Source organism: Lysobacter sp. MMG2, assembly GCF_016735495.2.
Lineage (GTDB): Bacteria > Pseudomonadota > Gammaproteobacteria > Xanthomonadales > Xanthomonadaceae > Lysobacter_J.
Genome location: NZ_JAERQY020000001.1, coordinates 32009 through 57652, shown reverse-complemented (window position 1 = coordinate 57652; position 25644 = coordinate 32009). Strand labels below are relative to the sequence as shown.

Here is a 25644-nt window from a genome sequence, read left to right as displayed (position 1 = left end):
GGCCGTTTTCGCGTCGCGTCCGCGTTGTGCGGATACGCAGGAAACGGCGACGTCCCCTCCAGGCAAGGATGACGATGAACTGGGTCGCCCTGACATGGCCGATGCTCGCGGCCGCGAGTCTGGTGCTGGGACTCGTGCACGGGCTGGTATGGCTGACCCAGAAGCGTCTGGGCGTGCATCTGGCCTTCGCCATCGCCGCTGTGGCGGTCGCCGCGCTGATCCTGCTCGAAATGGCGGCGCTGTACGCCACCTCGCCCCAGCGCATGGGCGAACTCATCCGATGGATGCACCTGCCGGTGGCCGTGATGGTCGTGGCGATGGTGTACGTGGTGCATGTGTCGTTCGGGCTGGGCTCGCGCTGGCTGGCGCTGGGCGCGGTGTCGCTGCGTGTCGCCGCGCTGGCCGTCAACTTCGCCAGCCCGGTCAACCTCAACTTCCGCTCCATCACCGCCGTGGCGCGCACCGAGTGGTGGCAGGCGTCCGTGCACTATCCGATCGGTGAGCTCAACCCCTGGGTGCTGCTGAGCCAGGCGAGCAACGCGTTGCTCCTGGTCTATCTGCTCCAGACGATCTTCCGCGGCATCCGGGCCGCCGAGGAGACCCGCAGCTCGGTGCTGGTGATCTGCGGCGGCTGGTTGCTGCTGATCGTGGTGATGATGTCGTCGGCCCTGCTGATGGCGCTGGGCGTGCCGCGCATTCCGCTGACCGCCACGCCGAGCTTCGTCATCGTCGTGCTGGCGATGAGCTGGCAGCTCGGGCGTGATCTGTTCAAGTCCGAGCGCCTCACCCATCTGCTGCAGGAGAGCGAAGTCCGCCGTCAGCGCGTGCAGAAGGACCTGGAACTGGCGGCGTCCGCGCCCGGGCTGGGGCTGTGGTCGTGGGACGTGGCGGTCGACGGCTACGTGGAGAACGCAAGCAATCGCGAGATTCTCGGCGGTGCGCCGGGCGATCTCGACGTGCGCAGGGCGCTGTTCGGCCGCACCGGCTCACCGGGGCGCGAGGCATTGGAGCGCCGCTTCGCCGAGGCGATGCGCCGGCCTTCCTGGGAGCTGGAGTATCCCATCGTGCGCGACGACGGCGAACGGCGCTGGGTCAGCGTAACCGGCAGTGTCGAAGCCACCGCGGACGGTCAGCCGACGCTGGTGCGCGGCGTCACCCGCGACGTGACGCGGCTGAAGAACGAGCAGGAAGTGCTGCGCATCCTGCTGGAAGCCGCACCGAGCGCGCTGCTGCTCGCCGATGCGCAGGGCATCATTCGCTACGCCAACCTGCAGGCGTCGCGCGTATTCGGCTATGAAGACGCGAACATGGTGGGCATGCATGTCGATGCGCTGTTGCCAACGTGCCCGGACCTGCGCAAGTGCGAGCACCATCGACATGACGCGGTGCATCCGATTGCACGCGAAATGGGGCATGAGATCGACCCGGTGGGCGTGCGCCGCGATGGCACGGAGTTTCCCATCGAGGTCGGATTGAGCCCGCTCACGTTGGCGAACCAGCCGCACGTCGTGGCCTCGGTGACGGATCTGACCGAACGCCGCGAACTGGAAATGGAGATGGCGATGGAGCGTGAAGGCATCGCGCATCTCTCGCGTGTGACCATGCTGGGTGAGTTGTCGGGCTCGCTCGCGCACGAGCTGAACCAGCCGCTGGCCGCGATCCTCAGCAATGCTCAGGCCGCCCAGCGCATCCTGCGCCGCGATCCGTCCGACATCGGCGAAGTGCAGGCCATCCTCGGCGACATCGTCGACAACGACCGTCGCGCCGGCCAGGTCATCAACCGATTGCGCGGGCTGCTGAAGAAGGAGCACCGCGAGCAGTACCCGTTGCTGATGAATGAAGTGGTGCTGGAGTCGATCCGCCTGATGCGCAACGATCTGCTCAACCGTCGCGTGGCGTGGCGCATGGATCTCACGCCGGGCATCCCGCGCGTGGTGGGCGACCGCATTCAGCTGCAACAGGTGCTGCTGAACCTGATCTTCAACGCCTGCGACGCACTTCCCGAAGAGAATTGCGAGCGCATCGTCACCGTGCGCACCGTGCGATCGGAACTGGGGGTGTGCACCGAGGTGGTGGACAGCGGGCAGGGCATTCCGGAAGCGATGCTGGAGACGATCTTTCGCCCGTTCGAATCCACCAAGCCCAACGGAATGGGCATGGGGCTGGCCGTCTGCCGTACCATCGTGCGGGCCCACGGCGGGCACATCTGGGCGGAGAACCGGGAAGCCGGCGGCACGCGGGTCTGTTTCGATCTGCCAGGCGTGGAGTAGCGGCCATGTCCACCACCACCGCACTTGTTCATCTGGTCGACGACGACGCTGGCGTCCTCAAGGCATTGGCGCGACTGCTGGCAACCGAAGGGCTGGAGGTGTCGCTCAGTCAGTCCACGCGCGAATTCCTGGCCCGTTACGATCCCGAAGTGCCCGGCTGCATCGTGCTCGACCTGGCGATGCCGGAAATGGGCGGGCTGGAGTTGCAGGCCTTGCTGGAGGGGCAGGGCGTGACCCATCCGGTGATCTTCCTCACCGGTTGCGGCGACATTCCCTCTACCGTGCGTGCGATGAAGGCCGGTGCGCTGGACTTCCTGACCAAGCCGGTGGAAGTGGACGCATTGCTCGACGCGGTGCGACGCGGCATCGACCTCGACCTGGAAGCACGACGCGTGCGCGATGAGAGATGCGAGGTCAGCGCGCTGATCATGACCCTGACCCCGCGTGAGCGCGAAGTGTTGCGGTACGTCCTGTCGGGCCGGCTCAACAAGCAGATCGCGTCCGAGCTTGGCATCGTGGAGAAGACGATCAAGGTGCATCGCGCTCGTGTGATGCAGAAGCTCGGCGTGCGCTCGGTGGCCGAACTGGTCCGGCTGGCCGAGCGCGCGAAGATTGCGCCGTGTGAATGACGCCTCCCCCTGCGTGCAAGGGGAGGGAGCGCAAGCTCACCGCTTTCCCTGGCCCGCCGCCTTCAGGATCAGATCGGCGATCTCCTTCGGATGCGACACGAGCGAAAGATGGCCCGCATCCACTTCGATCGTGGTTGCCTTCATGCGCTTTGCGAGAAAGCGCTCAAGATCCGGATTGATCGTTCCGTCCTGGCGCGACACGGCGTAGAACGCGGGCTTGTCGCGCCATGCGGCCTGCGTGGTGCGTTCGCCGAACAGCGTCGCGGCGGTGGCGCCCTGCACGGCATAGAGCACATTGGCCTTTTGCGGTGCGACACCATTGGCGAAGTAGGACAGGAACGCGTCCTTCGACAGCGTGGTATAGCCGTCGTGTGTCTGGATGCCCGCGCGCACCGGGCCGGTGGGGAACTTGCCGGAGAGCGCGACGAAATCCTCGCCCGCATCCGGCGCACGCGCGGCGACATACACCACGGCGGTGACCTTGGGATCGTTGCCGACCTCGCTGATCACGGTGCCGCCCCATGAATGCGCGACCAGCACCGTCGGGCCGTCCTGTTGCGCGAGCGCACGCCGCGTCGCGTCGACCGAATCCTTCAGCGAACTCAACGGGTTCTGCACCGCGGTCACGTTCAAGCCGGCCGCCTGCAAACGTGGAATGACCTCGGCCCAGCTCGAGCCGTCGGCCCAGGCGCCGTGGACGAGGACGACGTTGCGGGCCGGTGTGACGGGCGCTTGCTGCGCGACCGCCGGGAAGAGTGCGAACGACGCCGCCAGCGCGATCAACGCTGCGAACGTCCAACGTCGGGTGGAGTTCAACGTGTTCATGGTCTTGCCTCGATGGAGGGCGCCACCGGTGCATCCTTGCACCGGACGACGCGGGGGATCGCGTGTGTTCAGCTGCGGATGAAGGCGAGCAGGTCGGCGTTGATGACGTCCGCGTGCGTGGTGCACATGCCGTGCGGATAGCCCGGGTATAGCTTCAGCGTGGCGTTCTTGAGCAGCTTGGCCGACAGCGGGCCGGCATCGTCCACCGGAACCACCTGGTCGTCATCGCCGTGCAGCACCAGCGTGGGCACGTCGATCGCCTTCAGGTCCTGCGTGAAGTCGGTTTCCGAGAACGCCTTGATGCCCTCGTAGTGCGCCTTCGCGCTGCCGATCATGCCCTGGCGCCACCAGTTGTCGATCACGCCTTCGATCGCCTTCACGCCCGGTCGATTGAAGCCGTAGAACGGGCCGGAGGCGAAGTCGCGGAAGAACTGCGAGCGGTTGGCCGCAAGCCCCGCGCGCAGGCTGTCGAAGAGGTCGATCGGCAAGCCGCCGGGATTGGCGGGCGTCTTGAGCATCAGCGGCGGAACGGCACTGATCAACACCGCCTTGGCGACGCGTCCCTTCGGCGCACGCGCGACGTAGCGCGCGACTTCGCCGCCGCCGGTGGAATGGCCGATGTGCACGGCACCGCGAAGGTCCAGTGCTTCGAACACGGCCGCCGCATCGGCCACGTAGGTGTCCATGTCGTGACCTTCGCTGACCTGACTGGAGCGGCCATGGCCGCGACGGTCGTGCGCGATGACGCGGTAGCCCTGGGCGAGGAAGAACAGCATCTGCGTGTCCCAGTCGTCGCTCGACAGCGGCCAGCCGTGGTGGAAGACGATGGGCTGGGCCGTCTTCGGGCCCCAATCCTTGTAGAAGATCTCGACGCCGTCTTTGGTGGTGATGGTGCTCATTGCCTGGTTCTCCGTGGGGTGGGGTGGTGCAGGAGAAACACTAGGCCGATGGAGGCGGGCGGAACATCGTACGTGCGGTTCGATGCCTCATACGATGGTGTGGGTCATACGCGCGGCGCGGCGAGCGCGCGTGCGAGGCAGCGGGCGATCATCGCGCCGTCCACCGGTTTGACGAGGTAGGCGCACGCACCGCTCGCCATCGCACGTTCACGCGAGGACTCGTTGGGGAAGGCCGTCATGAAGATCACGGGAAAGCGCCGACCGGCGGCGAGCAGGGCATCGCGCAGCTGCTCGCCCGTCATGCCGGGCATCTGTATGTCGGTGACCAGGCAGTCGGGATCGCCGGCTTCGGTGTCGCGCAGGAATGCCTGCGCCGAGGGATACGCGCGCACCTGGTACCCCAGCGACCGCGCCAGGCTCGACAGGGATACTCGGACGCCATCGTCGTCGTCGACGATCACGATGGTGGGGACGCGGGTCATCGGAAGTCCTTCGGTCCGAGAAGCGCGCACATGCGTGCTCGACGGCCAGCCTCCTTTATGCCTCCCCGCGGGCGGCGCGGGAATCATACGGAGGTTTGCATCCGCGCCCGGTCAGCGCTGGCAGATCCCCAGCGCCTCGGCATTGCGCACCAGGTCGGCCAGCGTGCGCACGCCCATCTTGCGCATTACGTTGCCGCGGTGGATCTTCACCGTGATCTCGCTCAGCCCGAGCAGACCGGCGACCTGCTTGTTCATCAGTCCCGTGGCGACGTGCGCCATGATCTCGCGCTCGCGCGGCGTCAGCGTTTCGTAACGCGCGCGCACGCCGTCCAGCGCCGCGCTGTGTGCCCGTCGTCGCGCATCGCGGTCGATCGCCGCGGCCACGGCGTCGAGCATGTCCTGATCGCGGAAGGGCTTGGGCAGGAAGTCCACCGCGCCGGCCTTCATCGCGCGCACCGACATGGGAATATCGCCGTGCCCGGTCATGAAGACGATGGGCAGGGCGATGCCGTGCCGCGCGAGTTCGTCCTGCACGTCCAGCCCGCTGATGCCGGGCAGGCGCACGTCGAGGATGATGCAGCCCGGGCCGTCCGGCAGCGTGCTCTGCAGCAGCTCCGCCGGCGAGGCGAACAGCAGCGTGCGATAGCCGATCGACCGGAACAGGCTGTCCAGCGACTCGCGCACCGCGGTCTCGTCGTCGACGACGACAACCAGCGGCACGGCGGGCGGCGGCGGAGTTTGCTTGGTCATGTCGTTGCATCCGGCCGTGCCGTCGGCAGCAGCAGCGTGAACGCGGCGCCGTGGCCGGGTTCGCTTTCCACATGGAGGCGGCCGCCGTGAGCTTCGGCGATGGTTCGGCTGATCGCAAGCCCCATGCCCATGCCCTGCGGCCGCGTCGTGAAGAACGGATCGAACAGGCGTGCGAGATGTTCCGCCGCGATGCCGGGCCCGGTGTCGTGCACGCGGATGGCGACCTGACCATCCGACGCAGGCGCGGCCGTGAGCGTGACCATTCGCGGTGCCGGCTGCGATGCCATGGCCTGTCCCGCGTTCACCATCAGGTTCACCAGGACCTGCTGCAACTGGACGCGATCGCCGTCGACGGCGGGCAGGTGCGCAGCGATGTCCACGCGCAGCTTCACCCGCTCGCGGGCGAGTTCGTGCTGCACCAGGCGCGCGGCCTCCTCGACAACGGAGGCGACCTCCATGCGCTGCCGCTGCACGGGGACTTTCGCCAGGAACGCGCGGATGCGATGGACGATCTCCGCCGCGCGGCGACCTTCGGAAATGATGCGTGCGATCGCGCTTTCGACTTCGGGAAGATCCGGTGTTTCGCGCCGCAGCCAGCGCATGCCGGCCTCGCCGTTGGTCACCACCGCCATCAGCGGCTGATTGACTTCGTGCGCGATGGAAGCCGTCAGCTCGCCCAGGGTCGATACGCGCGCGGCGTGGGCCAGTTCGGTCTGCGCGGTGAACAGGGCGTCCTGCGCCTGCCGCCGTTCCGTGTTGTCGATGACGAAGACCAGCACATTCGCGTCGCCGTCTTCGGGCGAAGGGAAGGTGATCGCGAAGAGCACCGGCACGCGGCGCCCGTCCGCACCGATGATCTCGGATTCGCCTTCGTGGAAGGCATCGCCGCGCGCGAAGGCGGCCAGTGCTTCGCCAAAGGTGCGGTCGCTTTCGCCCAGCAGATCATCGACGGAAGCCGGGTAGGCCGTGCCCACGGCGCCGAGCATCGCGGCGAATGCGGGATTGACGTCCCGGATGCGCGCGAGGCGGCGCGCCTGGCGGATGAACTGCGGGTGCGCCGCTGCATGCGCTTCGATCGCGGCGGCGTCCTGTAGATCCAGCGCGTCCAGTTCCGCACGCACCGCGCTCCAGTCCTGTTCCACCACGCCGATGCGGCTGGCGTCGAACATGCGGCGATAGCGCCGCTCGCTGCGCACGAGCGCGGCGTACGCGGCCTTGCGTTCGGTGACGTCGGTGTGGGTTTCCATCACCGCGACAGGGCGACCCGCGCGGTCGCGCTGCAACACCCAGCGGCTGTCGAGCACGAGCGTGCTGCCCGAACGCGTCGTCTGCTCCAGGGTGCCTTCCCAGCGACCGGTGTCCAGAAGTTCGCTCTCCACCGCTTCGCGCGGACCCGGATAGCGCGTCTTCAACAGTTCGTCGGCGCGACGGCCCACCGCATCCTCCGGAGGCCAGCCGTACACTTCCTGCGCGGTGCGGTTCCAGGACGTGATGCGGCCGGAGACATCGCGCACGAAGATCATGTCGTGCGAAAGGTCCAGCAGCATGGCTTGGTCCGACAGCGTGCGCATCGCGCTCTGGTTCTGCAGTGCGAGCACGGCGGCGATGCCGATCGCGGCCAGGCTGACGAACGCGCGCACGGTCTGTGCGCCGAACGGGGCGGTGCCGTGCATGTCCACGTAGGCCACCAGCGTGAGTGCCGCGGTGCCGACCGCCGCGATCACGATGTCGCCGCGCCGGTACGTTCGTGCGACCAGCAGCACCGCCACGACATAGAGCACCGCGACGGCGCCTTCGAGCGTGGTGAACGTATCCAGGGCGAAGATCGCCAGCATCAGCACCGCCGCGGACAGGCGCAGCACCAGACGCAGCCTGCGTTCGGCCGGAACCGGATGGCCGGCGCGCGAGAGCGCGGAAGGGCGGTGGGGGCGCAGGGTCGAGGACATCAAGGGGCTTCCGCGAGCAGGCCCGGCTGCGCCGGGCGGCGGCGGCCATGCGCTGCCGTGGCCGAACACTAGCACCCGGCGACACCGCGCAGCCACCGGCGCGCGCGCAGGTAAACCAAGGTATGAGAGGACGAAACGATCATCCAATACAGGCGCCGCGACGCGGTGGATAGTCTGGCCATCGCCGGGAATCACCCGGCCATCCCGCTCCCCCACGCGGATGCAGCCCAAGGAGACCGTCCATGAATCTGCCCCTCCAGTCCCGCCAGGACGCGCCGTTGCGCACGCGCACCGACATCGGTGCGGCGGCCTCGCGCGACATCGCCGCCGCGCTTACCGGCCTGCTCGCGGACACGTTCGCGCTGTACCTGAAGACGAAGAATTTCCACTGGCACATGTCGGGCCCGCATTTCCGCGATTACCACCTGCTGCTGGACGAGCAGTCCGACCAGATCTTCGCCATGACCGATCCGATCGCCGAACGCGCGCGCAAGGTCGGCGGGAGCACGCTGCGCTCGATCGGCCACGTGCAGCGCATGCAGCGCCTGCTCGACAACGACGCCGACTACGTCACGCCGCAGGACATGCTGGCCGAACTGGCCGACGACAACCGGCGCCTGGCCGGCTTCCTGCGCGCGGCGCACGGCGTGTGCGATCGCTACAACGACGTCGCCTCGACCAGCCTGATCGAAACCTGGATCGACGAGACGGAGCGTCGCAGCTGGTTCCTGTTCGAAAGCACGCGCGCGTCGCGCTGAACTCCCCCGCGAGGAGATCCACATGCAATCCACCTCTGCTTCCACGGCATTGCCAGCCGGCACGCCCGCGACGCCGTTCACGCTGTCTTCGACGCCGGACCAGAAGGTCTCGCTGGAGGAATTGCGTGGCAGCCCGGTGATCCTGGCGTTCTATCCCGCGGACTGGAGTCCGGTCTGCGGCGATCAGATGGCGCTGTACAACGAGATCCTGCCGGAGTTCCGGCGCTACGGTGCGCAGCTGCTGGGCATCTCGGTGGATGGCGTGTGGTGCCACGCGGCGTTCGCGCAGGAGCGCAAGTTGCACTTTCCGCTGCTGGCCGATTTCGAGCCCAAGGGTGCGGTCGCACGCAGTTACGGTGTGTATCGCGAAGCCGACGGCACGTCGGAGCGGGCGCTGTTCGTGATCGACGCGCAAGGCGTGGTGCGCTGGAGTCATGTCTCCGCGCTGGGCATCAATCCGGGCGCGGACGGCATTCTCGACGCGCTCGACAAGCTCGCCGGCAAAGGCGGGGAGGCAGTGCAATGAGCCGTCTCACGATTCCGGTCGGCGCTTCCGATCATGCACAAGGCCGCGCGGACGCGCCGGTGACGCTGGTGGAATACGGCGATTACCAGTGCCCGTACTGTGGCCAGGCGTACCCCGTCATCCAGGCCGTGCAGCGTGCCATGGGCGATGACCTGCGCTTCGTGTTCCGCAACTTTCCGATCACGCAATCGCATCCGTATGCGCTGGGTGCGGCGCAGTTCGCCGAAGCGGCGGCGGCCGACGGAAAGTTCTGGGAAGCGCACGATCTGCTGTACGAACGCCAGGACGCGCTGCGGCCTTCGGACCTGATGGAGTACGGCGACGGCCTGGGTCTGCGCGCGGTGGACCTGCGCGAAGCGTTCGAAGGGCGATTCGACGGCAGGATCCAGGCCGATTTCATGGGCGGCGTGCGCAGTGGCGTGAACGGAACGCCGACGCTCTTCATCAACGGCCAGCGTTACGACGGATCGCCGGACCCGGAGGCCCTGGTGGCGACGATGCGTCGCCTGGTGGGCGGGGCGGGGAAGTAGCCTGCCGCTCCGTCGGTCGGCGCGTACCGCCATTCATGGAATCCATGAGTGGACTTGCAGTCATTTGCTGACACCATGACCGCATGCGCTACGACCTGAACCTGCTGCCGGTCTTCCTCGCGCTGATGGACGAGCGCAGCGTCACGCGTGCCGCGCAGCGGTTGGGCATCACGCAGCCTGCGCTGTCCAATGCGCTGTCGCGCCTTCGCGACATGCTCCAGGACCCGCTCTTCATCCGCGAGCGATATGGCATGGCGCCCACGCAGAAGGCGGTGGAGTTCGCTCCGGCGATCGCCGCCGCGCTGGCGAGCCTGGACGAACTCATCCTGGGGCAGCAGCAGTTCGATCCGGCCAAGGCCGAGCGCCTGATCACGCTGGCGCCCAACAGCTACGTCGAGTTCGTGCTGATGCCCGCGCTCGTCGAGCGGCTGCGCGAACAGGCGCCGGGCATTCGCCTGCGTCTTACGCCGTACGGCACGGACCTGGCGGAAACCGGCGTGATTTCCGGCGAAACCGCGCTGGTCCTGGGGCGCGTGATCGATCCGCCCGACAATCTGGTGGTGCAGCACCTCATGGACGAAGGCCTCGCCTGCGTCGTGCGCGCCGATCATCCGGTGGTCAACAAGCGTCTGTCGAAGCAACAGTACGAGCAGCTCAAGCACGTGAACGTGCTGCCTCCGGGACGGTTGCGCGCGGGCCTGTTCCAGATGCTCGAGCGGCAGGGCGTGCGGCGCGAAGTGGCCGTCTCGGTCACGCACTTCCTCGCGATCCCGGAGCTGATCGCGGTGACGGATTACTGCGCGACGCTGCCGAACCTGATCTGCCGTCGCCTCGCGGGCGATCCGCGCCTGAAGGTGTTGCCGGCGCCCGTGGACCTGGGGACGTTTCCGGTGGAGATGGCGTGGCACGTGCGATACCGGCACGACCCCGCGCATCAGTGGTTGCGTTCGCTCGTTGGCGACGTGGTGCGCGAGCTGCAGCGCAGGCGCTGAGTCGCCGTGTCCCTCTCCCGTGCGGGAGAGGGACGGACCGTGCGTCAGGCCGCGCTGGCAAGGTCAGGTGTACCGCTGAAGACCGTATAGCCTTCCGCGCCGCCACCGAAGAACGCCGAAGCGGGGGCTTCGAACAGCGGCGCATTCGCGCGCAGCTTGGCGACCAGGTCCGGGTTGCCGATGAACGGCTTGCCGAAGGCGATCATGTCGGCGCGTCCGGCGCTCATCGCATCGATGGCCGACTGCCGGTCGTAACCGTTGTTGGCGATGTAGGTGCCGCCGAAGGCCGCGCGCAGTGCCTGGAAGTCGAATGCGTCCGCGCCGTTTCCATCATGCAGCTGGCCCTCGACACCGTGCAGGTAGGCCAGGCCCAGATGACCGAGTTGGCGGGCGAGATAACCGTGCGTTTCCACCGGCGTGCTGTCCAGCGGCGTGTTGCCCACGGCCGTGGAGAGCGGGGACAGTCGCAGCCCCACGCGGTCGGCGCCCCAGACGCCCGCGACCGCTTCCACCACTTCGATGGGCAGGCGCGCGCGGTTCTCGATGGAACCGCCATAACGGTCCTCGCGCACGTTGGTGCTGTCGCGCAGGAACTGTTCGAGCAGGTAACCATTGGCGGCGTGGACTTCCACGCCATCGAATCCCGCCTCGCGGGCCCGCAACGCGGCGGTGCGATAGTCCTCGATGACGGCCGCGATCTCGTCCAGCGTGAGCGCACGCGGCATCGACGGGACTTCGAATCCATTCTCCGTGAACACATTGCCGCCCGCCTGGATCGCGGAGGGCGCGACCGGCGCGATGCCGTTCTCCTGCATGCTCACGTGCGACATGCGGCCCACGTGCCACAGCTGCATGACGATCTTGCCGCCTTCGGCATGGACGGCGTCGGTGACGCGGGCCCATGCATCACGCTGCGCATCGGTGTAGATGCCCGGGGTGTAGGCATAGCCGCGACCCTGGCGGGAGATGTTGGTCGCCTCGGTGATGATCAGGCCCGCCGAGGCGCGCTGGCGGTAGTACTCCACGGCGAGCGGTGTGTGCACGCCGTCCATGCCTGCGCGGGACCGCGTGAGCGGGGCCATCGCGATGCGGTTGCTGACTTCGATCGCGCCAATGCGGGTCGGGGAGAAGAGAAGCTCGGCGGACATTGCAGTCGGTTCCTTGGTGGGGTGACCGAAGCATGAGCGCCGCGCTGGCATTGATCCAATTTATTTACTGGATTCCAGATATATGCAAGCGGCATGACTGGAGAGGCGATGTTCACGCACCCGCGGGCGAAGGCACGCGCATCGCATCCTGCGCGGCTTCCGCGCACAACCACTGGCAGAACGCGTCCACCGCCGGCAGCGAATGCGCGCCCTGGCGACGCACGATCCAGAACGCATAAGCGTTGTCCAGGACCAGCTCGAACGGCTTCACGAGCCGGCCGTTGTGCAGGTCTTCTTCCACCAGCGGCGCGATGCCCAATGCGACGCCGTGCCCTGCGGCGGCGGCTTCCTGCGCCAGGTAGATGCTGGGAAACACCGGACCACGGCCGGCGTCCACGTGCTTCGCGCCCGCCGCTGCCAGCCACGCCGACCAGTCGGGCACGCCCGGACGGCCGGCCGCGCTTTCGTCGTGAAGCAACGTGTGGTGCCGCAGGTCGTCGGGCGTCGCAAGCTTCGTCAGCGAAGGCGCGCAGATGGGGAACACGGGCGCTTCCATCAGCCGCTGCGCGTCCACGCCCGCATACCCGCCGGAACCGTAGCGGATGGCGACGTCCGCGCCACCGTGGGCCACGTCGACAAGTGCATTGCCGGTCTCGATGCGCAGCCTGACGTCGGGGCATAGCCGATGAAATCGATGCAGGCGCGGTGCCAGCCATTTCGCGGCGAAGGATTCCATCGTGCTGACGCGCAGGCTGGCCACGGCCGGTGCGGTCGCGCGGTCCAGCGCGAGGTCGAGCAGTCCGAACACCTCGCCCAGCGACGCGGACAGCGCTTCGCCGTCGGGTGTCAGCTGCACGGCGCGATGGCCGCGCTGGAAGAGCTTCACGCCCAGGTAGTCCTCCAGGTGTTTCACCTGATGGCTGACCGCCGCCGGCGTCACGAACAACTGCGCGGCAGCGGCCTGGAAACTGAGGCTGCGTGCGGCGGCCTCGAAGGCGCGCAAGGCGTTGAGCGGGGCAGGGCGGCGGGGCTTCACGGGGGTGTCGCAGGGGCGGGCGTGGTCGTCATGCCAGCTTAGCTTTTCTAATGCGAGGCGCAAAACATCTCGTTTGTCGGGCTTTGGAGCGTGAACCACGATGACGCCGTCGAAGCCAAGGGCGTGCATCGTGAGAGTGGAAGATCTGGGTTCCCAAGTCCTCATGTTCGTCGGCGACGAACACGAGTCCGTCGCCACCGCCTTCATCGATGGCGACGACGTGCTGCTGGTCGACTCGCTCGGCAGCCAGGCCGACGCCCGTTGGCTGCACGACGTGCTGTGCCTGCAGATGGGCAAGACCGTGCGCGTGATCGTCGCGACGCATTACATGAGCGACCACATGGCGGGCCTGACGCAGTTTCCCGATGCGATGACGCTGGCGCACCGGCATCACCGCCACGCCTTCCTTTCGCAGAACCGGCCGGCCGATGCGCTCTATCGCGAGCCGAAGGTGATCTTCGGCGACGCGATGGCCATTCGCTGGGGGCGCAACGAACTGCGCCTGCTGTACAACCCCGGCAAGACGATGGACCACATCAGCGTCGACGTCCCCACCGCCGACCTCGTGTGCGCAGGCGACAACATCGTCGGCAACATCGTCTATCTCTCCCGGGCCGATCCCGCGTTGATGCGCGCTGCCATCGGCCGGATGCGGCAGTTCGGCAGAAGCACGGTCATCGGCGGGCACATCGGGCGGTTTCCGGCAGTGGTGCTCGACCATGCGATCCACTACCTCGACCGCCTGCGCGAGACGGTGGTGCGCATCCGCTCGCAGGCTCCCGTGCAGGAACTGGAGGCGCGCATCGGCGCGATCCGCATCGAAGACTGCGTGGCGGCGGGCGTCGAACCCGTCGCGTTCGAACGGGAATGGCATCAGCGCAATCTGGAGGTGATCCTCGCCCAGTCGACCTTCGCGCTGGACACGGCGCTTGCGGCCGTGGGAGATCGCGCATGAACCTGCGGCGCAGGAGATTCCTGTCGGTGTGCGCCGCGCTGACGGCCGCCGTCGCACTTCCGGGACGCGCCTTCGCGCCGGCGGACACCGCGAGCGGCTTGCGCATCAGGCGACTGGCCTGGGCCGGCATCCGCCTGCAATTGCCGCAGGCGACGATGTTCATCGACCCGCTGGTCAATCCGGACGCGTGGGGAAGCGCGCTCAAGGATCCGCTCGTGCCCGTTGGCGATGCGATCGGCGATACCAGCGTGCTGATCACGCACGCGCACCCCGACCACTTCGACGCGAAAGCCGCGGCCGACGCTCTTCGAAACGGCGGCACGCTGGCGTACCCGAACGCAACGCTGCCCTTGCCGATCCCGCAAGGTGCGCGCGCGCGACCGAGCGCGCTGTGGGAGCCGCAGTTGATCGGCGATTTCACCGCCACCGCCGTGCCTGCCTCGGACGGTTACGGTGATCCGCAGGTGTCCTGGGTGGTGTCGGCCGGCGGTCGCAGGATCTTCCACGGCGGCGACACGTTATGGCACGGGCATTGGTGGCGGATCGGCCGCCAGTTCGGGCCGTTCGATGCGGCCTTCCTGCCGATCAACGGAGCGCGCTTCGGCTGGCGCAAGCCGGTCAGCGGTCAGCCGGGCGTGCTCACGCCGGAGCAGGCGGTGGCGGCCGCGGAGATCCTGAGCGCGCGCCGACTGGTGCCCATCCACTACGGCATATCGGGGATGCAGGAGTATGTGGAGGTCGATGATCCGCTCGGCCGCCTGCACCAGGCGGCGCGCGCGAAATCCGTGGCGATCCATCCCATCGCGCCGGGCGAGTGGATGGATTGGGATGCGCAGGCAGCCGGATGAGCGAAGCCGCGTCGTCGTGCCGATTTGCGGTCAATCCGACCGCGCTGCACGCGCGTACTGCATCGGCGAGGCCCCCACATGGCGGCGGAACGCCGTGCTGAAGGTGCTCGTGCTGTTGTAGCCCACGCGTTCGGCGACGTCGGCGACGCTTGCGTCGTGATGACGCAGCAGATCCCGCGCCAGCGCCATTCGCCACGCCAGGACGTACTCCATGGGCGCCACACCGAGCGTGCGGCTGAAGCGGTCGAAGAACGCCGAGCGCGACAAGGCCGCGGTATCGGCGAGCTTCGCGATGGTCCACGAATGCGCGGGCCGTTCGTGGATGGAGCGCAGGGCCGCCGTGAGCCGCGCATCGGCGAGGCCACGCAGCAATCCGCTCGAACGGGAGCCGCGCGCGGTCTCGCGCAGCGCCTCCACCAGCAGCATTCCCACCAGGTGCGACAGCACGACCTCGCGTCCGGGTTGATCGTTTCGCACTTCTTCGCCCACCAGTCCCACCAGCAGCGAAAGACGCGGCACGCCGCGCACGTGCACGACGCCGGGCAGCAGGGATTCGAGCATCGCCGGGGCATCCGCGTCGAACTGGAACCAGCCGCCGAACAGGCGCACATCCGCGGGTCCGTCCTGGCGGCCGTGGCGTACGTCGTCGGTGGAGGAGGGGATCTGCCTGGGGTCGAGGAGCGTGGGCAGCAGCACGCCTTCTTGCGCGGAGAGGGTGAAGCCCGGCGTCGCCGGCAGCAGTACGAAGTCGCCGGCTTCCAGTGCGATTACCGCCTCGCCGTCGACCGCCAGCGTGCAGCGGCCCTCCAGCACCACGCAGAAGCTGGGGTCGCCGAACTGCGAATAGCGGACCGACCAGCGCCCGGCGCCGCTGATGCCCTTGGCGAACACCGCGCGCGGGCGGAGCAGTCGGACGACGTCGGACAGGGGATCGTGCATGGCCGGACTATCTCAAAACAAATCCAGACTATCCAGCATGGATCGTACGGGAAGGCCGGCCTAACGTGTCCGCACCCACCCCGTCCTGGAGTCCCATGAAAACCGTCCTCATCACCGGCTGTTCCTCCGGCTATGGCCTGGAGACCGCGCGCCACTTCCATGCGCAGGGCTGGCGTGTCGTGGCGACGATGCGCACGCCGCACGCCGACCTGTTGCCCGATGATGCACGCATGCTCGTGCTGCCGCTCGACGTGACGCGGCCCGACAGCATCGCGGCGGCGCTGGAGCGAAGCGGCCCGATCGACGTGCTGATCAACAACGCCGGCCTGGGCTTGTTCGGTGCGTTCGAAGCCACGCCGATGGCGACGGTGCGGGAGATCTTCGACACCAACACCTTCGGCACCATGGCGATGACGCAGGCGGTGATCCCGCAGTTCCGCGCGCGCGGCGCAGGCGTGATCGTCAACGTGACCTCCAGCGCGACGCTGGCACCGATGCCGCTGGTCGCGGCCTACACCGCGAGCAAGACCGCGATCGAAGGCTTCACCGCATCACTCGCGCATGAACTGGCGACGTTCGACATCGCCGTGAAGCTGGTCGAACCGGGCTACGCGCCCACGACGCACTTCGCGGCGAACGGCGAAGCGCGCATGCGTGGATTGATTACCGAGGCCTATGCACCGTTCGCGCAGCGATTCTTCGACGCGCTTTCGACGGTGCAGGCGGTGACGCGCGAGCAGGACGTGGCCGAAGCGGCATGGCGCGCGGCGAACGACACCACGGGCAGGCTCCACTATCCGGCCGGTGCGGATGCCGTGGCGCTGGCGGCGCGGCGTGTCGCCTAGAGGCGATCCACGCTGACCAGCGCGACGCGGATGTGCAGTTCCTCGAACAACGCGCGAAGACGTTGCTCGATCTCCACCAGGTTCGCCAGGTTCTGTCGTCCGTAGAGCGAATAGGTCGGTCGGTCCCCGCTGCGCAGGCCGACTTTGCGTCCCACGCTGACGTCCGGCGTGCGGCAGGCCTGCGCCCAGACCTGCTGCAGGCGCTCCGGGCCGATGCTCTGCCCGTTGCTGATGGTGAATCGGAAAATCGCGATCATGGGCTTCATCAGCATTCCTGGGGTTGCATGGCTAATCGCGCTTGGCTTTCGTGGCAGGCGCGCCCGTGGGCGCGCGCAGCCTGGGTGGAATCGTCAACGGCCTTTCTCGGGTTCCGCTGCGGAGGCAGGGTCGGGTCGTGTGTCCTCACGCGTCGCTCGCTTCTTGGACTGCTTGGCGTCCTTTTCCTTCTTCTTCGCGATCTCGCGCTGGCGCTTCTCGAATGCATAGTTGGGCTTTGCCAAGTCGGGATGTCTCCATGGGGTGAAAGGTCGTCACGCGTCGCGAGTCGGGCGAACGCGTGGTCTCAGGATTTGGGAAGTTTCGCGGCGGCGATCGTGGGCGGCACGGGAGGCGCATCCTTGCTCGCTCCGTCCGGCTTGGCGGGCTTGCGTCGCAATGGCGTGACGCCGAGTACTTCGATCAGGCCGCCCGCCTTGTCGAACTCTTCCATGTCGGCCGCCAAGCGTTCCCGGGTGCCTCCCTTGTCGTACGACGTCTGGAAGCCCGAGGTGTACAGCGGGCCATAACCGCGCTGGCGAGTGGTGGACATGGGAACAGTTCCTCTCATTGCAGGTGTAGATCGATGGCACGCGAGCGTTCCGCCGCGTACTCGCTGCGGACCGCAATGCAGTAAGGGCCGCCCATGACGAATCGACGGCACACCGAAGGGCGCGTCTCGTAGATGCCGCAGTTCATGCGGGCGCCATCCAGGGCCACGCACCAGCCATCCTCGTCATGTGCCATGACGAGCAGGTCCCCGGTGGTGCGCGTGGTCAGATGGGATGGAATGCGATCCTCGGGCTGCAGCACGACCGTGAGGCGACAGCAGACGGCATCGCATTGGCTGCATCGGGCCGCATCTCGCGCGTGGCGGCTTTGTGAGTTCATCGGTTCCCGAAGCGCGCGTGTGTATCGCGGCTTGGTTTGCGGGTGGAATGGCCTGGCATCGGGGCTCCCTTGAGGCGCCTCTCCGCAGAACGCAGGAGAGGGTCACGCGTGAGAGGGAGCGATGCGGGCGGACGCTTTGAGGTCCGAGCGAAGCGCGTGAACAGGCGGTCGCGCTGAGGAGCTTATGCCTTGTCAGGCATCCTACAGTATTTGCGCTACTCATACTTGACTGCGCCTGCATCCGAACCTTCGATGCTCGGCTCCAATGCCTCGAGCATCGCACCGTGTTCATGATCCGAGCATCCCGGGCCGCTCTCGCGGGGGCCGCCGACGCGTTCCTGAATCATCACGGTCATATCGACCTGGCGGGAACCACCACGCATCCAACGGCGCCCGATCCTCCGATCCAGCGAGGATCCATCGCGGGATCCTCACGCGATGGCCCCCGGGAGCCATCGGGGGACTGCTGTCCCGATAGACCATCGGTGGTCCCAGATGGCGCATTGCCCGTGGATGGGGTGCATGGGAGAACGAAGGCCGGATTCCCCAGCGAGTCGGCCCAGTGGCGCGAATTCATGTCGTGGTTGCCGAAACGTCGCCGGATATCGAGGCCGAAGGCATTGCGGCCGCGGTCGCCGGTTGCGTCGACATGTCGCTGGTCGGGGGGCGGGCGGTAGGCGAGGCGGAGATCGAGGCATTGCTGGCCGCGATCCCGCGCGATCCGCCGGCCGTGCTGGTGCTGGTCGGGCCGGACGCCGACACCGAAATCGCGGAGCGCGCACTGGACGATCGCGCGGGGCTGGTGGTCATCCGCGTCAATGCGCCGTTCGGCAACCGCGTGCGCACGGCCTTCAACGATATCGGGTTGCAGAACCTGCTCGATCAGATCCGCGTGCTGGCCGAACCGCGTGCGCCGGCACGCAACATGGCGCGGATGGACGACGATGCGGTGATGCCGGCCGCCGGGCCACTGTTCCGCGCGGGCCTGGCGTGGTTGCACGCGTTACTCCGACACGCCGCTGCGTCCACTGCGACGACGCCTGGCGACCTGCCGGGTCTGACCGTTTCACCCACGCGCATCGTCGAGCAACTGGACGTGCGCGGCGAGCGCGAAGCGTCGGAGTCCAGCGAAGCCTTGCGCGAAGCCGATGCCCAGTTGCAACGCGCGCTTTCTGCCGCCGGCGAACGCGACGAGCCGTTGGCCGCACTCGCGTCCACGATGTCACTGACGGGCCTGGAACTCCGCACGGTACTGCTCGCGCTGGCGCCCGAGCTGGATCCGCGTTACCAGCGCTGCATCGGCGTGCTGCTGGATGATCTCAGTCGCCGCGTGGCCACGCTGGGTTTGTGCGCGGAACTGCTTGGCGATCCGGTCGAGGTCCGCCTGCAACTGGACGCGGCCGGCAATCTCGCCCGTTGGCGCGTGTTCGACGCAACGAGCGGATGGCTTCCGCCCGCCGACGAGCCACTGCGGCTCGATCCCGCAATCGTGGCCTGGATCCTCGGCGACGACGACGCGCTGTCGCGCGACGCGCGCCTGCGTCGCGTGCTGCGCCTGGCGGCGTGGCCGGGCGCGGAGTTGATCGACACGCCGTCGCTGCGCACGCGCGCGGACGTCCTGCTGCGGCGACTGGCGACGGCGCCGCAAACGCAATGGCTGCTGCTGCCGGGCGACGATGCCGCCGGGTGGAAGGCGCTGCTGGAGCTCGGTGCGCGCGCGCAACACGCGCAGCTGATGCGCGTGGATGTCGCCTATGCCGCATCGCCGGAAAGCGGTGACATCGAGGACCTCGGCATTCGGATCGGTCGCGCCGCGCTGCTGGGCGATCACCCGCTCGTGCTCGACCACGGCAGTGCCGACGGGCTTTCCGACGCGGACGACGCCCAGCGCCGTCTCTTCGCCGCGATCGCCGCTACCGGTTGCCGCACCGGTCTGATCTGCAACGACGCCGCGCGACTGGCCCGGCTTCTCGGCGCGGCGGCGTTCAACAGCATGATCGAAGCGCCCTTGTCGGGCGCCGACAGCGCCACCGCGTTGCGTGTAGCGGCGCAGCGCACCGGCGCGCAGATCGATGACGAACAGGCCGCTCACGCCATGCGCCAGTTCGGACTGTCCATTTCCGGGATCGACGAAGCGATGCGCCTGGCCGCGACACGTTCGACAGGCGGCTCTTCGCCGACCCAGCGCCGGGACGCGTTTCTCGCCGCCTGCAAGCAGGTCGCATCCGAAGGCCTGTCGCGCATGACCGAGCGCATCGATCCCATCTTCGCGCTCGACGACGTGGTGCTGCCGCAGGATCGCAAGGAGCAGTTGCTGGAGATCGTCGACAACGTGCTGCTGTCCGAGCGCGTGCTGGGCGACTGGGCGTTCGGCGAGCAGTTGCCGTATGGCCGTGGCGTCACCGCGCTCTTCCACGGCCCCAGCGGCACGGGCAAGACGATGGCGGCGCTGGCGGTGGCGCGCAAACTCGGCATCCAGATCCTGCGCATCGATCTCTCGCGCGTGGTCAGCAAATACATCGGCGACACGGAGAAGAACATCGACCGCGTCTTCGAGGATGCGCAGCGCTCGGGTTCCGCGCTGCTGATCGACGAAGCCGATGCGCTGCTGGGCAAGCGCAGCGAGGTGAAGGACGCGCACGACCGCTACGCGAACATCGAAGTCGCCTACCTGCTTCAGCGCATGGAGGCCTACGAGGGTTTGGCGATCCTGACGACCAACCTGCGCCAGAACCTCGACGCCGCGTTCCTGCGGCGCCTGCGTTTCATCATCGACTTTCCGCGGCCCGATGCAGAGGCCCGCGAACGCATCTGGCAGCGCTGCCTGCCTCCGCAATCGCATGCGCTGGATGAGGCGGCATTCCGGCACCTGGGGCGGCGCATCGACCTCACCGGCGGCCACATCCGCCAGATCACGCTGCGCGCGGCGTTCATCGCCGCCGCTGCCGGCACGAAGATCGGCCTGCCGCACATCGCGCGCGCGGCCAACGCCGAGTTCGCAAAGCTGGGCATGCCGCCCGTGCAGCTAGACCCGGACGTGCGGAGGGTGGCATGAACGCCGATGCCATCCTGCGCGTCACGCAGGCACTGGGAGCGCGCCTGCAACAGGCCGTCGTCGCCTCGGGCGATCCCGGCACCGTCTTCATCGGGCCGCTGGACGATCAGGATGCCGTCGGCGCATCGCTGATCCTGTTCCTCTACCGGATCGCGCCCAATGCCAGCCTTCGCAACCGCGAACACCGCGTGGCGGCGCAGACGCCGCCGCCCGCCGTGATCGTCCACGAGAATGCGCTGCCGCTGGATCTGTATTACCTGCTCACCGTCGGAACGCGCCCCGGCATGAGCGAGGAACCGCTGCTGCGCGTGCTGGGCTTCGCGATGCAGGCGCTGCAAGCGGTGCCTGAAATCACCGGTTCGCCGGTAAACCAGGAGGTCGTGCGGGTAACCCTCGAACCACTCACCACCGAGGAAACCAGCCGCATCTGGGCGTTGTTCCCCACGGCGAACTACCGGACGTCCGTCGCCTATCTGGCTTCGCCGGTGTGGATCGATCCGGCGCAGCCGCCAGAACAGGCGCAGGTGGTGCTCGAAGACAGCCTCGATGTCGGCATGCGCGCCACGGTTCCGGTGGATTAGCCATGGCCCGTCCCTTCGACGTGTACGAACCGCTGGAGCGCCCCTGGACGCAGGAGGACGGCTGGTCGCGCAAAGGCATGTTGGCCGTAGAGGTGCTCGATGCCGTGACGTTGCGGCGCATATCGCAGGGCATCACGGTCACCGCGAAAGGCGTGGGCAGCAGGCCGGTGCTCAACCACGGCGGATTGTTCGTCTGGCGCGGCGCGAACCTGACCGGTTTCGACGGCATCGCCATCGACCCGGGCGTGTTGCCGTTCGCGGGAGTGGAACTCGCGCCGGCCGACGTGTCGTTGCCGCTGCACACCGTTGCGTTGCAGCCGCGCTCGAACTACGCGTTCGCGCCGGGCACGACGGCGATCCTGGGCGCGCTCGTCGAAACCGTTCCGTTGCCGGGCACGGCCCCCATCGCGGTCCCCGGCGCATCGATCCGCCTGGAATGGCTGGACGACGACGGCACCACGTGGCACCCGCCCGCGCAACGTTTCTTCACCGACAGTCGCGGCGAGTTCGCCGCCTTCGTTCCTTTCCTCCCCGCCGACCTCCCGCAGTTGGACGCCGGTGGCCACGTCAAGCTCAGGCTGTTCGCGAATCGCACGCCGGCGGTGCTGCCGGTCGTGGAGAAGTTCGTCGAATTCGCACACCCCCAGGGGCGGGTGCGCAACGCGATCCATGCCTGGGACCAGCTGTCCTGATGCCAAGGAGTTCGTCGCCATGAGCGAATCGACCAAGCCGTGTCCGCCCGCCGAGCCGACGGAGCCCAGGTGCACGCCATTCCCGACGCGTGAGCCGCCCAAGCTGCCCGATCCCATCGATTGCCCGGTGCCGTGCTGTTGCCCACCCGGGCCCGGTGGCAACGGCGGTTCCTGCCTGGACAGTGTGATCGCCGCGCAATCGCAGCTGGCCGACAAGGCGGCGATGGCCAAGGACTTCGCCGACGAACTGCGCGCCTTGCAGGACAAGATGGTCGCCGCGCGCGCGGGCTACACGCGCGAGAAGTTCACCGGCCTGAGCAAGCGTTGGAATGAACAGGATGCGGCCATCGGCAAGCTCGCCAGCGATGTCGCGTGCAGCGTGAGTTGCTGGGAATGCCTGCTCGAATGTCGCCTGTGTCCGCTGCTGTACGAGATCCGCACGCTCGAGCGCAGGTTGAACGGCTACGGCAATTACCCCACCAGCGTCGACACGCTGCGCGAACTTGCCAGCTGGCACGAGCGCAACCGCGACGATCGCCAGGCCGTGTACGACCGCATCAAGGCCGTGCTGGCGGCCTGGGAGGATCCGGCCACCACGCTGGACGAGGTGCTCACCGCCAACCAGGCCCTGCTCGACAGTGCGCGCGCGCAGCTCAGCACCGATCCGGCGGCGGCGATCTATACGCTGTTCGTGAAGCTGATTCCGGCGCACTGGGCGATACGGCCGCGCGGGGAGGGCATGGCCAAACCCAAGGTCGAGCCTTACGCCCACATCTGCACCTGCGGGAACGAAGATCCGGACGAGTGCTGCGGTCCCGACACCAGCGCCGGAACCGTGATCGAGCGACTTCGCGCGCCGCTGCCGTATCTCATCGATCCCAACGGGCTCGCCGACCTGCTGTGCTGCCTGGTGACCGAACGCTACCTGCCGGCGAAAGAACTGCTCGCCGAGGCGCATGCGTTGCTGGAGAACGCCAAGCAGGACCTGGAACGCACGGCCGCCCAGATCAAGTCGAAAACCGAAGCCCTGGAAGCGTCCTTCATGGCCGAACTCTCCGGCCCCATCGACTGCGGCCCGTACCGCAAGAAGAACGGGAAGGACGACCCGTGCACACCGCCCACCGAAGAGCCGGAGGAGCCCAAGCCTTGCCCTCCGGCGCAACCGCCCTGCGAATCCGACACCCCCAAACAGTCCGGCGCGTGATGCCCCGAACACCGGAGAACGGCCATGCCTGAGTACCTGCATCCCGGCGTCTACATCGAAGAAATCGAACGCGGTCCCAAACCGATCGAGGGCGTGCCGACCAGCACCGCGGCGTTCCTCGGCGAAGCAGAGCGCGGCCCGACCATGCCGCGCATGGTGACCAGCTACAAGGACTACCAGCGCTGGTTCGGCGGGGTGACCTCCACCGACAAGTTCCTGCCGTATGCGGTGAACGGCTTCTTCGAGAACGGCGGAAAACGCCTGTTCGTATGCCGCATCGCCGACGACACCGCGACGCCCGCGCAAGTCGCGCTGCCGCAGAATTTCCTCGTCCGTGCGGTGGGGGCGGGGGCCTGGGGCAAACGCGTGTACGCCTACGTGAGCGACAGCTCGACGAAGCGGCCCGGACCGGGCAACACACTCGTTCCCGTCGGCTTCCGCCTGCAGCTGGCGTACTACGCCACGGCGCCCACGCAGGACCCGACCGAGTGGTTCAAGGACCCGACGAAGCCGCCGTTCCCCTCGTATTCGGAGAACTTCGACGACCTCGTCGGCAACCGCGCTTCGCCGGACTACTACGAGAAGCGCCTGCTCGACAGTTCCGCGCTGGCAACACTGATACCGCCGACCAACGCACCCGTCGGCGCGATTCCGCAGAAGACCGCCACCGCGCTGGCGCTGTCGGCCAACGGCGCCGACGGAGGCGTGCCGGATCCGGCCGATTACGAAGGCAGGGTCGCGCTGCCGCAGCGCCCGGACCCCCAGGGCCTGGCGGCACTGGAACTGGACCCTTACCGCGACGTCTCGCTGGTCTACGCACCAGGCGTGGATTTCGACATCGCCAAAAAGCTGATCACGCACTGCGAGAACCTCAAGTACCGCTTCGCCGTGGTGGACTGCCAGAAGACCACCACGCCGACCACGTTCGAGCCTCGCAACGCGGTGGCCGATTCCAAGTACGCGGCGTTGTACTACCCGTGGATCTACATCTCCGATCCGCAGTCCGGCGCGCGCACGCTGGTGCCGCCCGGCGGCCACACGCTGGGCGTGTACGCGCGCACCGACAGCGAGCGCGGCGTGTTCAAGGCACCGGCGAACGAGATCCTGCGCGGTGCGCTGCAACTGTCCGCCGAAACCGACGACAGCACGCAGGACCAGATGAACCCGCGCGGCATCAACGCGATCCGCCAGTTCCCCGGACGCGGCATCCGTGTCTGGGGCGCACGCACGCTCAGTTCCGACGCGCTGTGGAAGTACGTCAGCGTGCGCCGGCTCTTCATCTTCCTGGAGCGCTCGATCTACGAGGGCACGCAATGGGTCGTGTTCGAGCCGAACGACGACAAGCTGTGGGCGCGCGTGATCGACACGATCCGCCTGTTCCTGCGCACGCAGTGGCGGCTGGGGGCGCTGTTCGGACGCACCGAGGAAGAGGCGTTCTTCATCACCTGCGACCGCACCACGATGACGCAGGACGACATCCTCAACGGACGGCTGATCTGCGAAATCGGAATCGCGCCGGTGCGTCCGGCGGAATTCGTCGTGTTCCGGATCTTCCAGAACACCGCCGAGCCCCAGCGCTAGGAGAGTGAGCCATGGCACGCATCGACCCCCTGCGCAATTTCCGCTACCGCCTGGAGATCGACTCGATCACCCAGGCGGCCTTCAGCGAAGTCGCCATCGGCGACACCACGATCGACGCGGTCGACTACCGCGAAGGCACCGATCCCCCGCATGTGCGCAAGCTTTCCGGCCTGACCAAGTACGGAAACATCACGCTCAAGTGGGGCATGACCATCGGCGCGACCGCGCTGGATCTCTACAAGTGGCACATGGACGTGTCGTCCGGACAGGTCCGGGAGCGGCGCAAGAAGGTCGTGATCGTCGTACAGGACGAAGCCGGCGCCGACGCCGCGCGCTTCGTGGTCAGCGACGCATGGCCGGTCAAGTACGACCCGTCGGACCTCAATGCCAAGGGCAACGAGGTGGTGATCGAACTGCTCGAGCTGGTCAACGAAGGCATCGAGCGCGTCCGCTGACGAGGAGGGCAGGATGAACGCGAATCCGCATCCGGGCTTCCGGACCGAAATCGACTTCGAGTTGCCCAAGGGCTACCTCGACGACACCGGCACGCTGCATCGCCACGGCGTCATGCGCCTGGCGACGGCGGCCGACGAGATCCTGCCGCTGCGCGACCCGCGCGTGCAGCAGAACGAGGCCTACCTGGCGGTGATCGTGCTGGCCCGGGTCATCGTGCGGCTGGGCACGTTGCCGGACATCCACACCGGTGTCATCGAAGGGTTGTACGCGTCCGACCTCGCGTACCTGCAGCGGCTCTACGAGGAGCTCAACGCCGTCGACGACGTCGACGCCAGGCAGGCGCCGCCGAGGCTGGCCGTCCTGGGGGAAGCATGAAGGCCTATCCCGTGCCCGTCCTCTACGAGGAAATGGCCTTCATCGCCCACCATTTCCACTGGTCCCATCGCGACCTGATGGAGCTGGAGCATCGCGAGCGGCGGCGTTGGTGCCGGGAGATCTCGCGCATGAACCGTGCGCTGGACGGCGCGCCGGCCAATCCGTTCGAACTGTGA

The 25644-nt window shown here is 67.6% G+C and carries 29 protein-coding genes; 17 read left to right on the top strand and 12 right to left on the bottom strand.

What is annotated here, in order from left to right; translation table 11 throughout:
* The first annotated feature begins 74 nt into the window (after window positions 1-74).
* Window positions 75-2270, top strand: coding sequence for an ATP-binding protein (locus JI752_RS00285; protein ID WP_216957875.1), 2196 nt, complete (start codon window positions 75-77; stop codon window positions 2268-2270).
* A gap of 5 nt (window positions 2271-2275) precedes the next feature.
* The gene (locus JI752_RS00280) at window positions 2276-2899 is read left to right on the top strand and encodes a response regulator (RefSeq protein ID WP_216957873.1); all 624 of its coding nucleotides are present in this window, start codon (window positions 2276-2278) and stop codon (window positions 2897-2899) included.
* Window positions 2900-2935: 36 nt separating this feature from the next.
* Here the strand turns inward: JI752_RS00280 and JI752_RS00275 are convergent, their stop codons facing one another.
* From JI752_RS00275 to JI752_RS00255, 5 genes are all read right to left on the bottom strand, one after another.
* Complete coding sequence (locus JI752_RS00275) at window positions 2936-3724, bottom strand: alpha/beta hydrolase (protein ID WP_216957871.1); 789 nt, start codon at window positions 3722-3724, stop codon at window positions 2936-2938.
* A 68-nt stretch (window positions 3725-3792) separates the two neighbouring features.
* The gene (locus tag JI752_RS00270) at window positions 3793-4623 is read right to left on the bottom strand and encodes an alpha/beta hydrolase (RefSeq protein ID WP_216957868.1); all 831 of its coding nucleotides are present in this window, start codon (window positions 4621-4623) and stop codon (window positions 3793-3795) included.
* Between the two features lie 104 nt (window positions 4624-4727).
* Entirely contained in the window at window positions 4728-5105 is a 378-nt protein-coding gene (locus JI752_RS00265) for a response regulator (protein WP_216957865.1), read from the bottom strand.
* A gap of 111 nt (window positions 5106-5216) precedes the next feature.
* The gene (locus JI752_RS00260; RefSeq protein WP_216957863.1) at window positions 5217-5855 is read right to left on the bottom strand and encodes a response regulator transcription factor; all 639 of its coding nucleotides are present in this window, start codon (window positions 5853-5855) and stop codon (window positions 5217-5219) included.
* Window positions 5852-7801 carry an ATP-binding protein gene (locus JI752_RS00255; RefSeq protein WP_216957861.1) on the bottom strand — a complete coding sequence of 650 codons (1950 nt, stop codon included), beginning with the start codon at window positions 7799-7801 and terminating at the stop codon, window positions 5852-5854. Before JI752_RS00255 ends, JI752_RS00260 begins: the two co-directional genes overlap by 4 nt.
* 242 nt (window positions 7802-8043) lie before the next feature.
* Between JI752_RS00255 and JI752_RS00250 the strand changes: the two genes are divergently transcribed.
* The 4 genes from JI752_RS00250 (at window position 8044) to JI752_RS00235 (ending at window position 10607) form a co-directional block, all read left to right on the top strand.
* Window positions 8044-8559 carry a DNA starvation/stationary phase protection protein gene (locus JI752_RS00250; RefSeq protein ID WP_216957859.1) on the top strand — a complete coding sequence of 172 codons (516 nt, stop codon included), beginning with the start codon at window positions 8044-8046 and terminating at the stop codon, window positions 8557-8559.
* Window positions 8560-8581: 22 nt separating this feature from the next.
* The gene (locus tag JI752_RS00245) at window positions 8582-9085 is read left to right on the top strand and encodes a redoxin domain-containing protein (protein ID WP_216957857.1); all 504 of its coding nucleotides are present in this window, start codon (window positions 8582-8584) and stop codon (window positions 9083-9085) included.
* On the top strand, window positions 9082-9615 hold the full coding sequence (locus JI752_RS00240; protein ID WP_216957855.1) for a thioredoxin domain-containing protein: 534 nt from the start codon (window positions 9082-9084) through the stop codon (window positions 9613-9615). The genes JI752_RS00245 and JI752_RS00240 overlap by 4 nt, the downstream gene beginning before the upstream one ends.
* Window positions 9616-9698: 83 nt before the next feature.
* The gene (locus JI752_RS00235; RefSeq protein WP_216957853.1) at window positions 9699-10607 is read left to right on the top strand and encodes a LysR substrate-binding domain-containing protein; all 909 of its coding nucleotides are present in this window, start codon (window positions 9699-9701) and stop codon (window positions 10605-10607) included.
* A gap of 44 nt (window positions 10608-10651) precedes the next feature.
* On the opposite strand, the gene JI752_RS00230 is transcribed toward JI752_RS00235, so the two are convergent.
* Complete coding sequence (locus tag JI752_RS00230) at window positions 10652-11755, bottom strand: alkene reductase (protein WP_216957851.1); 1104 nt, start codon at window positions 11753-11755, stop codon at window positions 10652-10654.
* A 112-nt stretch (window positions 11756-11867) separates the two neighbouring features.
* A complete protein-coding gene (gene gcvA, locus JI752_RS00225; protein ID WP_216957850.1) occupies window positions 11868-12791 on the bottom strand; it encodes a transcriptional regulator GcvA in 924 nt (307 codons plus the stop codon).
* 163 nt (window positions 12792-12954) lie between these two features.
* Here gcvA and JI752_RS00220 point away from each other — a divergent pair, with 163 nt between their 5' ends.
* Together JI752_RS00220 and JI752_RS00215 are read left to right on the top strand one after the other, a co-directional pair.
* Entirely contained in the window at window positions 12955-13746 is a 792-nt protein-coding gene (locus tag JI752_RS00220; protein WP_216957848.1) for an MBL fold metallo-hydrolase, read from the top strand.
* The gene (locus JI752_RS00215; RefSeq protein WP_216957846.1) at window positions 13743-14594 is read left to right on the top strand and encodes an MBL fold metallo-hydrolase; all 852 of its coding nucleotides are present in this window, start codon (window positions 13743-13745) and stop codon (window positions 14592-14594) included. The genes JI752_RS00220 and JI752_RS00215 overlap by 4 nt, the downstream gene beginning before the upstream one ends.
* A gap of 30 nt (window positions 14595-14624) precedes the next feature.
* Here the strand turns inward: JI752_RS00215 and JI752_RS00210 are convergent, their stop codons facing one another.
* Window positions 14625-15533: an AraC family transcriptional regulator gene (locus JI752_RS00210; protein WP_216957843.1), complete on the bottom strand. Its 909-nt coding sequence runs from the start codon at window positions 15531-15533 to the stop codon at window positions 14625-14627.
* A 95-nt stretch (window positions 15534-15628) separates the two neighbouring features.
* Between JI752_RS00210 and JI752_RS00205 the strand changes: the two genes are divergently transcribed.
* Window positions 15629-16378: an SDR family oxidoreductase gene (locus JI752_RS00205; protein ID WP_216957841.1), complete on the top strand. Its 750-nt coding sequence runs from the start codon at window positions 15629-15631 to the stop codon at window positions 16376-16378.
* Here the strand turns inward: JI752_RS00205 and JI752_RS00200 are convergent.
* The 4 genes from JI752_RS00200 to JI752_RS00185 all read right to left on the bottom strand — a co-directional run bounded on the left by JI752_RS00200 (window position 16375) and on the right by JI752_RS00185 (window position 17524).
* Complete coding sequence (locus JI752_RS00200; protein WP_216957839.1) at window positions 16375-16644, bottom strand: hypothetical protein; 270 nt, start codon at window positions 16642-16644, stop codon at window positions 16375-16377. The genes JI752_RS00205 and JI752_RS00200 overlap by 4 nt on opposite strands.
* 84 nt (window positions 16645-16728) lie before the next feature.
* Window positions 16729-16878 (bottom strand): hypothetical protein, encoded by a 150-nt coding sequence (locus JI752_RS00195; protein ID WP_216957838.1) that lies wholly within the window; start codon window positions 16876-16878, stop codon window positions 16729-16731.
* Window positions 16879-16940: 62 nt separating this feature from the next.
* Window positions 16941-17186: a hypothetical protein gene (locus tag JI752_RS00190; protein ID WP_216961898.1), complete on the bottom strand. Its 246-nt coding sequence runs from the start codon at window positions 17184-17186 to the stop codon at window positions 16941-16943.
* A gap of 14 nt (window positions 17187-17200) precedes the next feature.
* Complete coding sequence (locus JI752_RS00185; protein WP_216957836.1) at window positions 17201-17524, bottom strand: YkgJ family cysteine cluster protein; 324 nt, start codon at window positions 17522-17524, stop codon at window positions 17201-17203.
* 580 nt (window positions 17525-18104) lie between these two features.
* On the opposite strand from JI752_RS00185, the gene JI752_RS19475 reads away from it, so the two are divergent.
* From JI752_RS19475 to JI752_RS00145, 8 genes are read left to right on the top strand one after another with little or no spacing between them, the layout of a single operon-like run.
* Window positions 18105-20579 carry an ATP-binding protein gene (locus JI752_RS19475; RefSeq protein WP_216957834.1) on the top strand — a complete coding sequence of 825 codons (2475 nt, stop codon included), beginning with the start codon at window positions 18105-18107 and terminating at the stop codon, window positions 20577-20579.
* Window positions 20576-21160, top strand: coding sequence for a DUF4255 domain-containing protein (locus JI752_RS00175; protein ID WP_216957833.1), 585 nt, complete (start codon window positions 20576-20578; stop codon window positions 21158-21160). Before JI752_RS19475 ends, JI752_RS00175 begins: the two co-directional genes overlap by 4 nt.
* A 2-nt stretch (window positions 21161-21162) precedes the next feature.
* Complete coding sequence (locus tag JI752_RS00170) at window positions 21163-21852, top strand: hypothetical protein (protein WP_216957831.1); 690 nt, start codon at window positions 21163-21165, stop codon at window positions 21850-21852.
* Between the two features lie 19 nt (window positions 21853-21871).
* A complete protein-coding gene (locus JI752_RS00165; RefSeq protein WP_216957829.1) occupies window positions 21872-23056 on the top strand; it encodes a hypothetical protein in 1185 nt (394 codons plus the stop codon).
* A gap of 24 nt (window positions 23057-23080) precedes the next feature.
* Complete coding sequence (locus tag JI752_RS00160; protein WP_216957827.1) at window positions 23081-24637, top strand: phage tail sheath family protein; 1557 nt, start codon at window positions 23081-23083, stop codon at window positions 24635-24637.
* A gap of 11 nt (window positions 24638-24648) precedes the next feature.
* The gene (locus JI752_RS00155) at window positions 24649-25092 is read left to right on the top strand and encodes a phage tail protein (RefSeq protein WP_216957825.1); all 444 of its coding nucleotides are present in this window, start codon (window positions 24649-24651) and stop codon (window positions 25090-25092) included.
* Between the two features lie 13 nt (window positions 25093-25105).
* Window positions 25106-25468, top strand: coding sequence for a hypothetical protein (locus tag JI752_RS00150; protein ID WP_216957823.1), 363 nt, complete (start codon window positions 25106-25108; stop codon window positions 25466-25468).
* Window positions 25465-25644: a DUF6760 family protein gene (locus JI752_RS00145; protein WP_216957820.1), complete on the top strand. Its 180-nt coding sequence runs from the start codon at window positions 25465-25467 to the stop codon at window positions 25642-25644. Before JI752_RS00150 ends, JI752_RS00145 begins: the two co-directional genes overlap by 4 nt.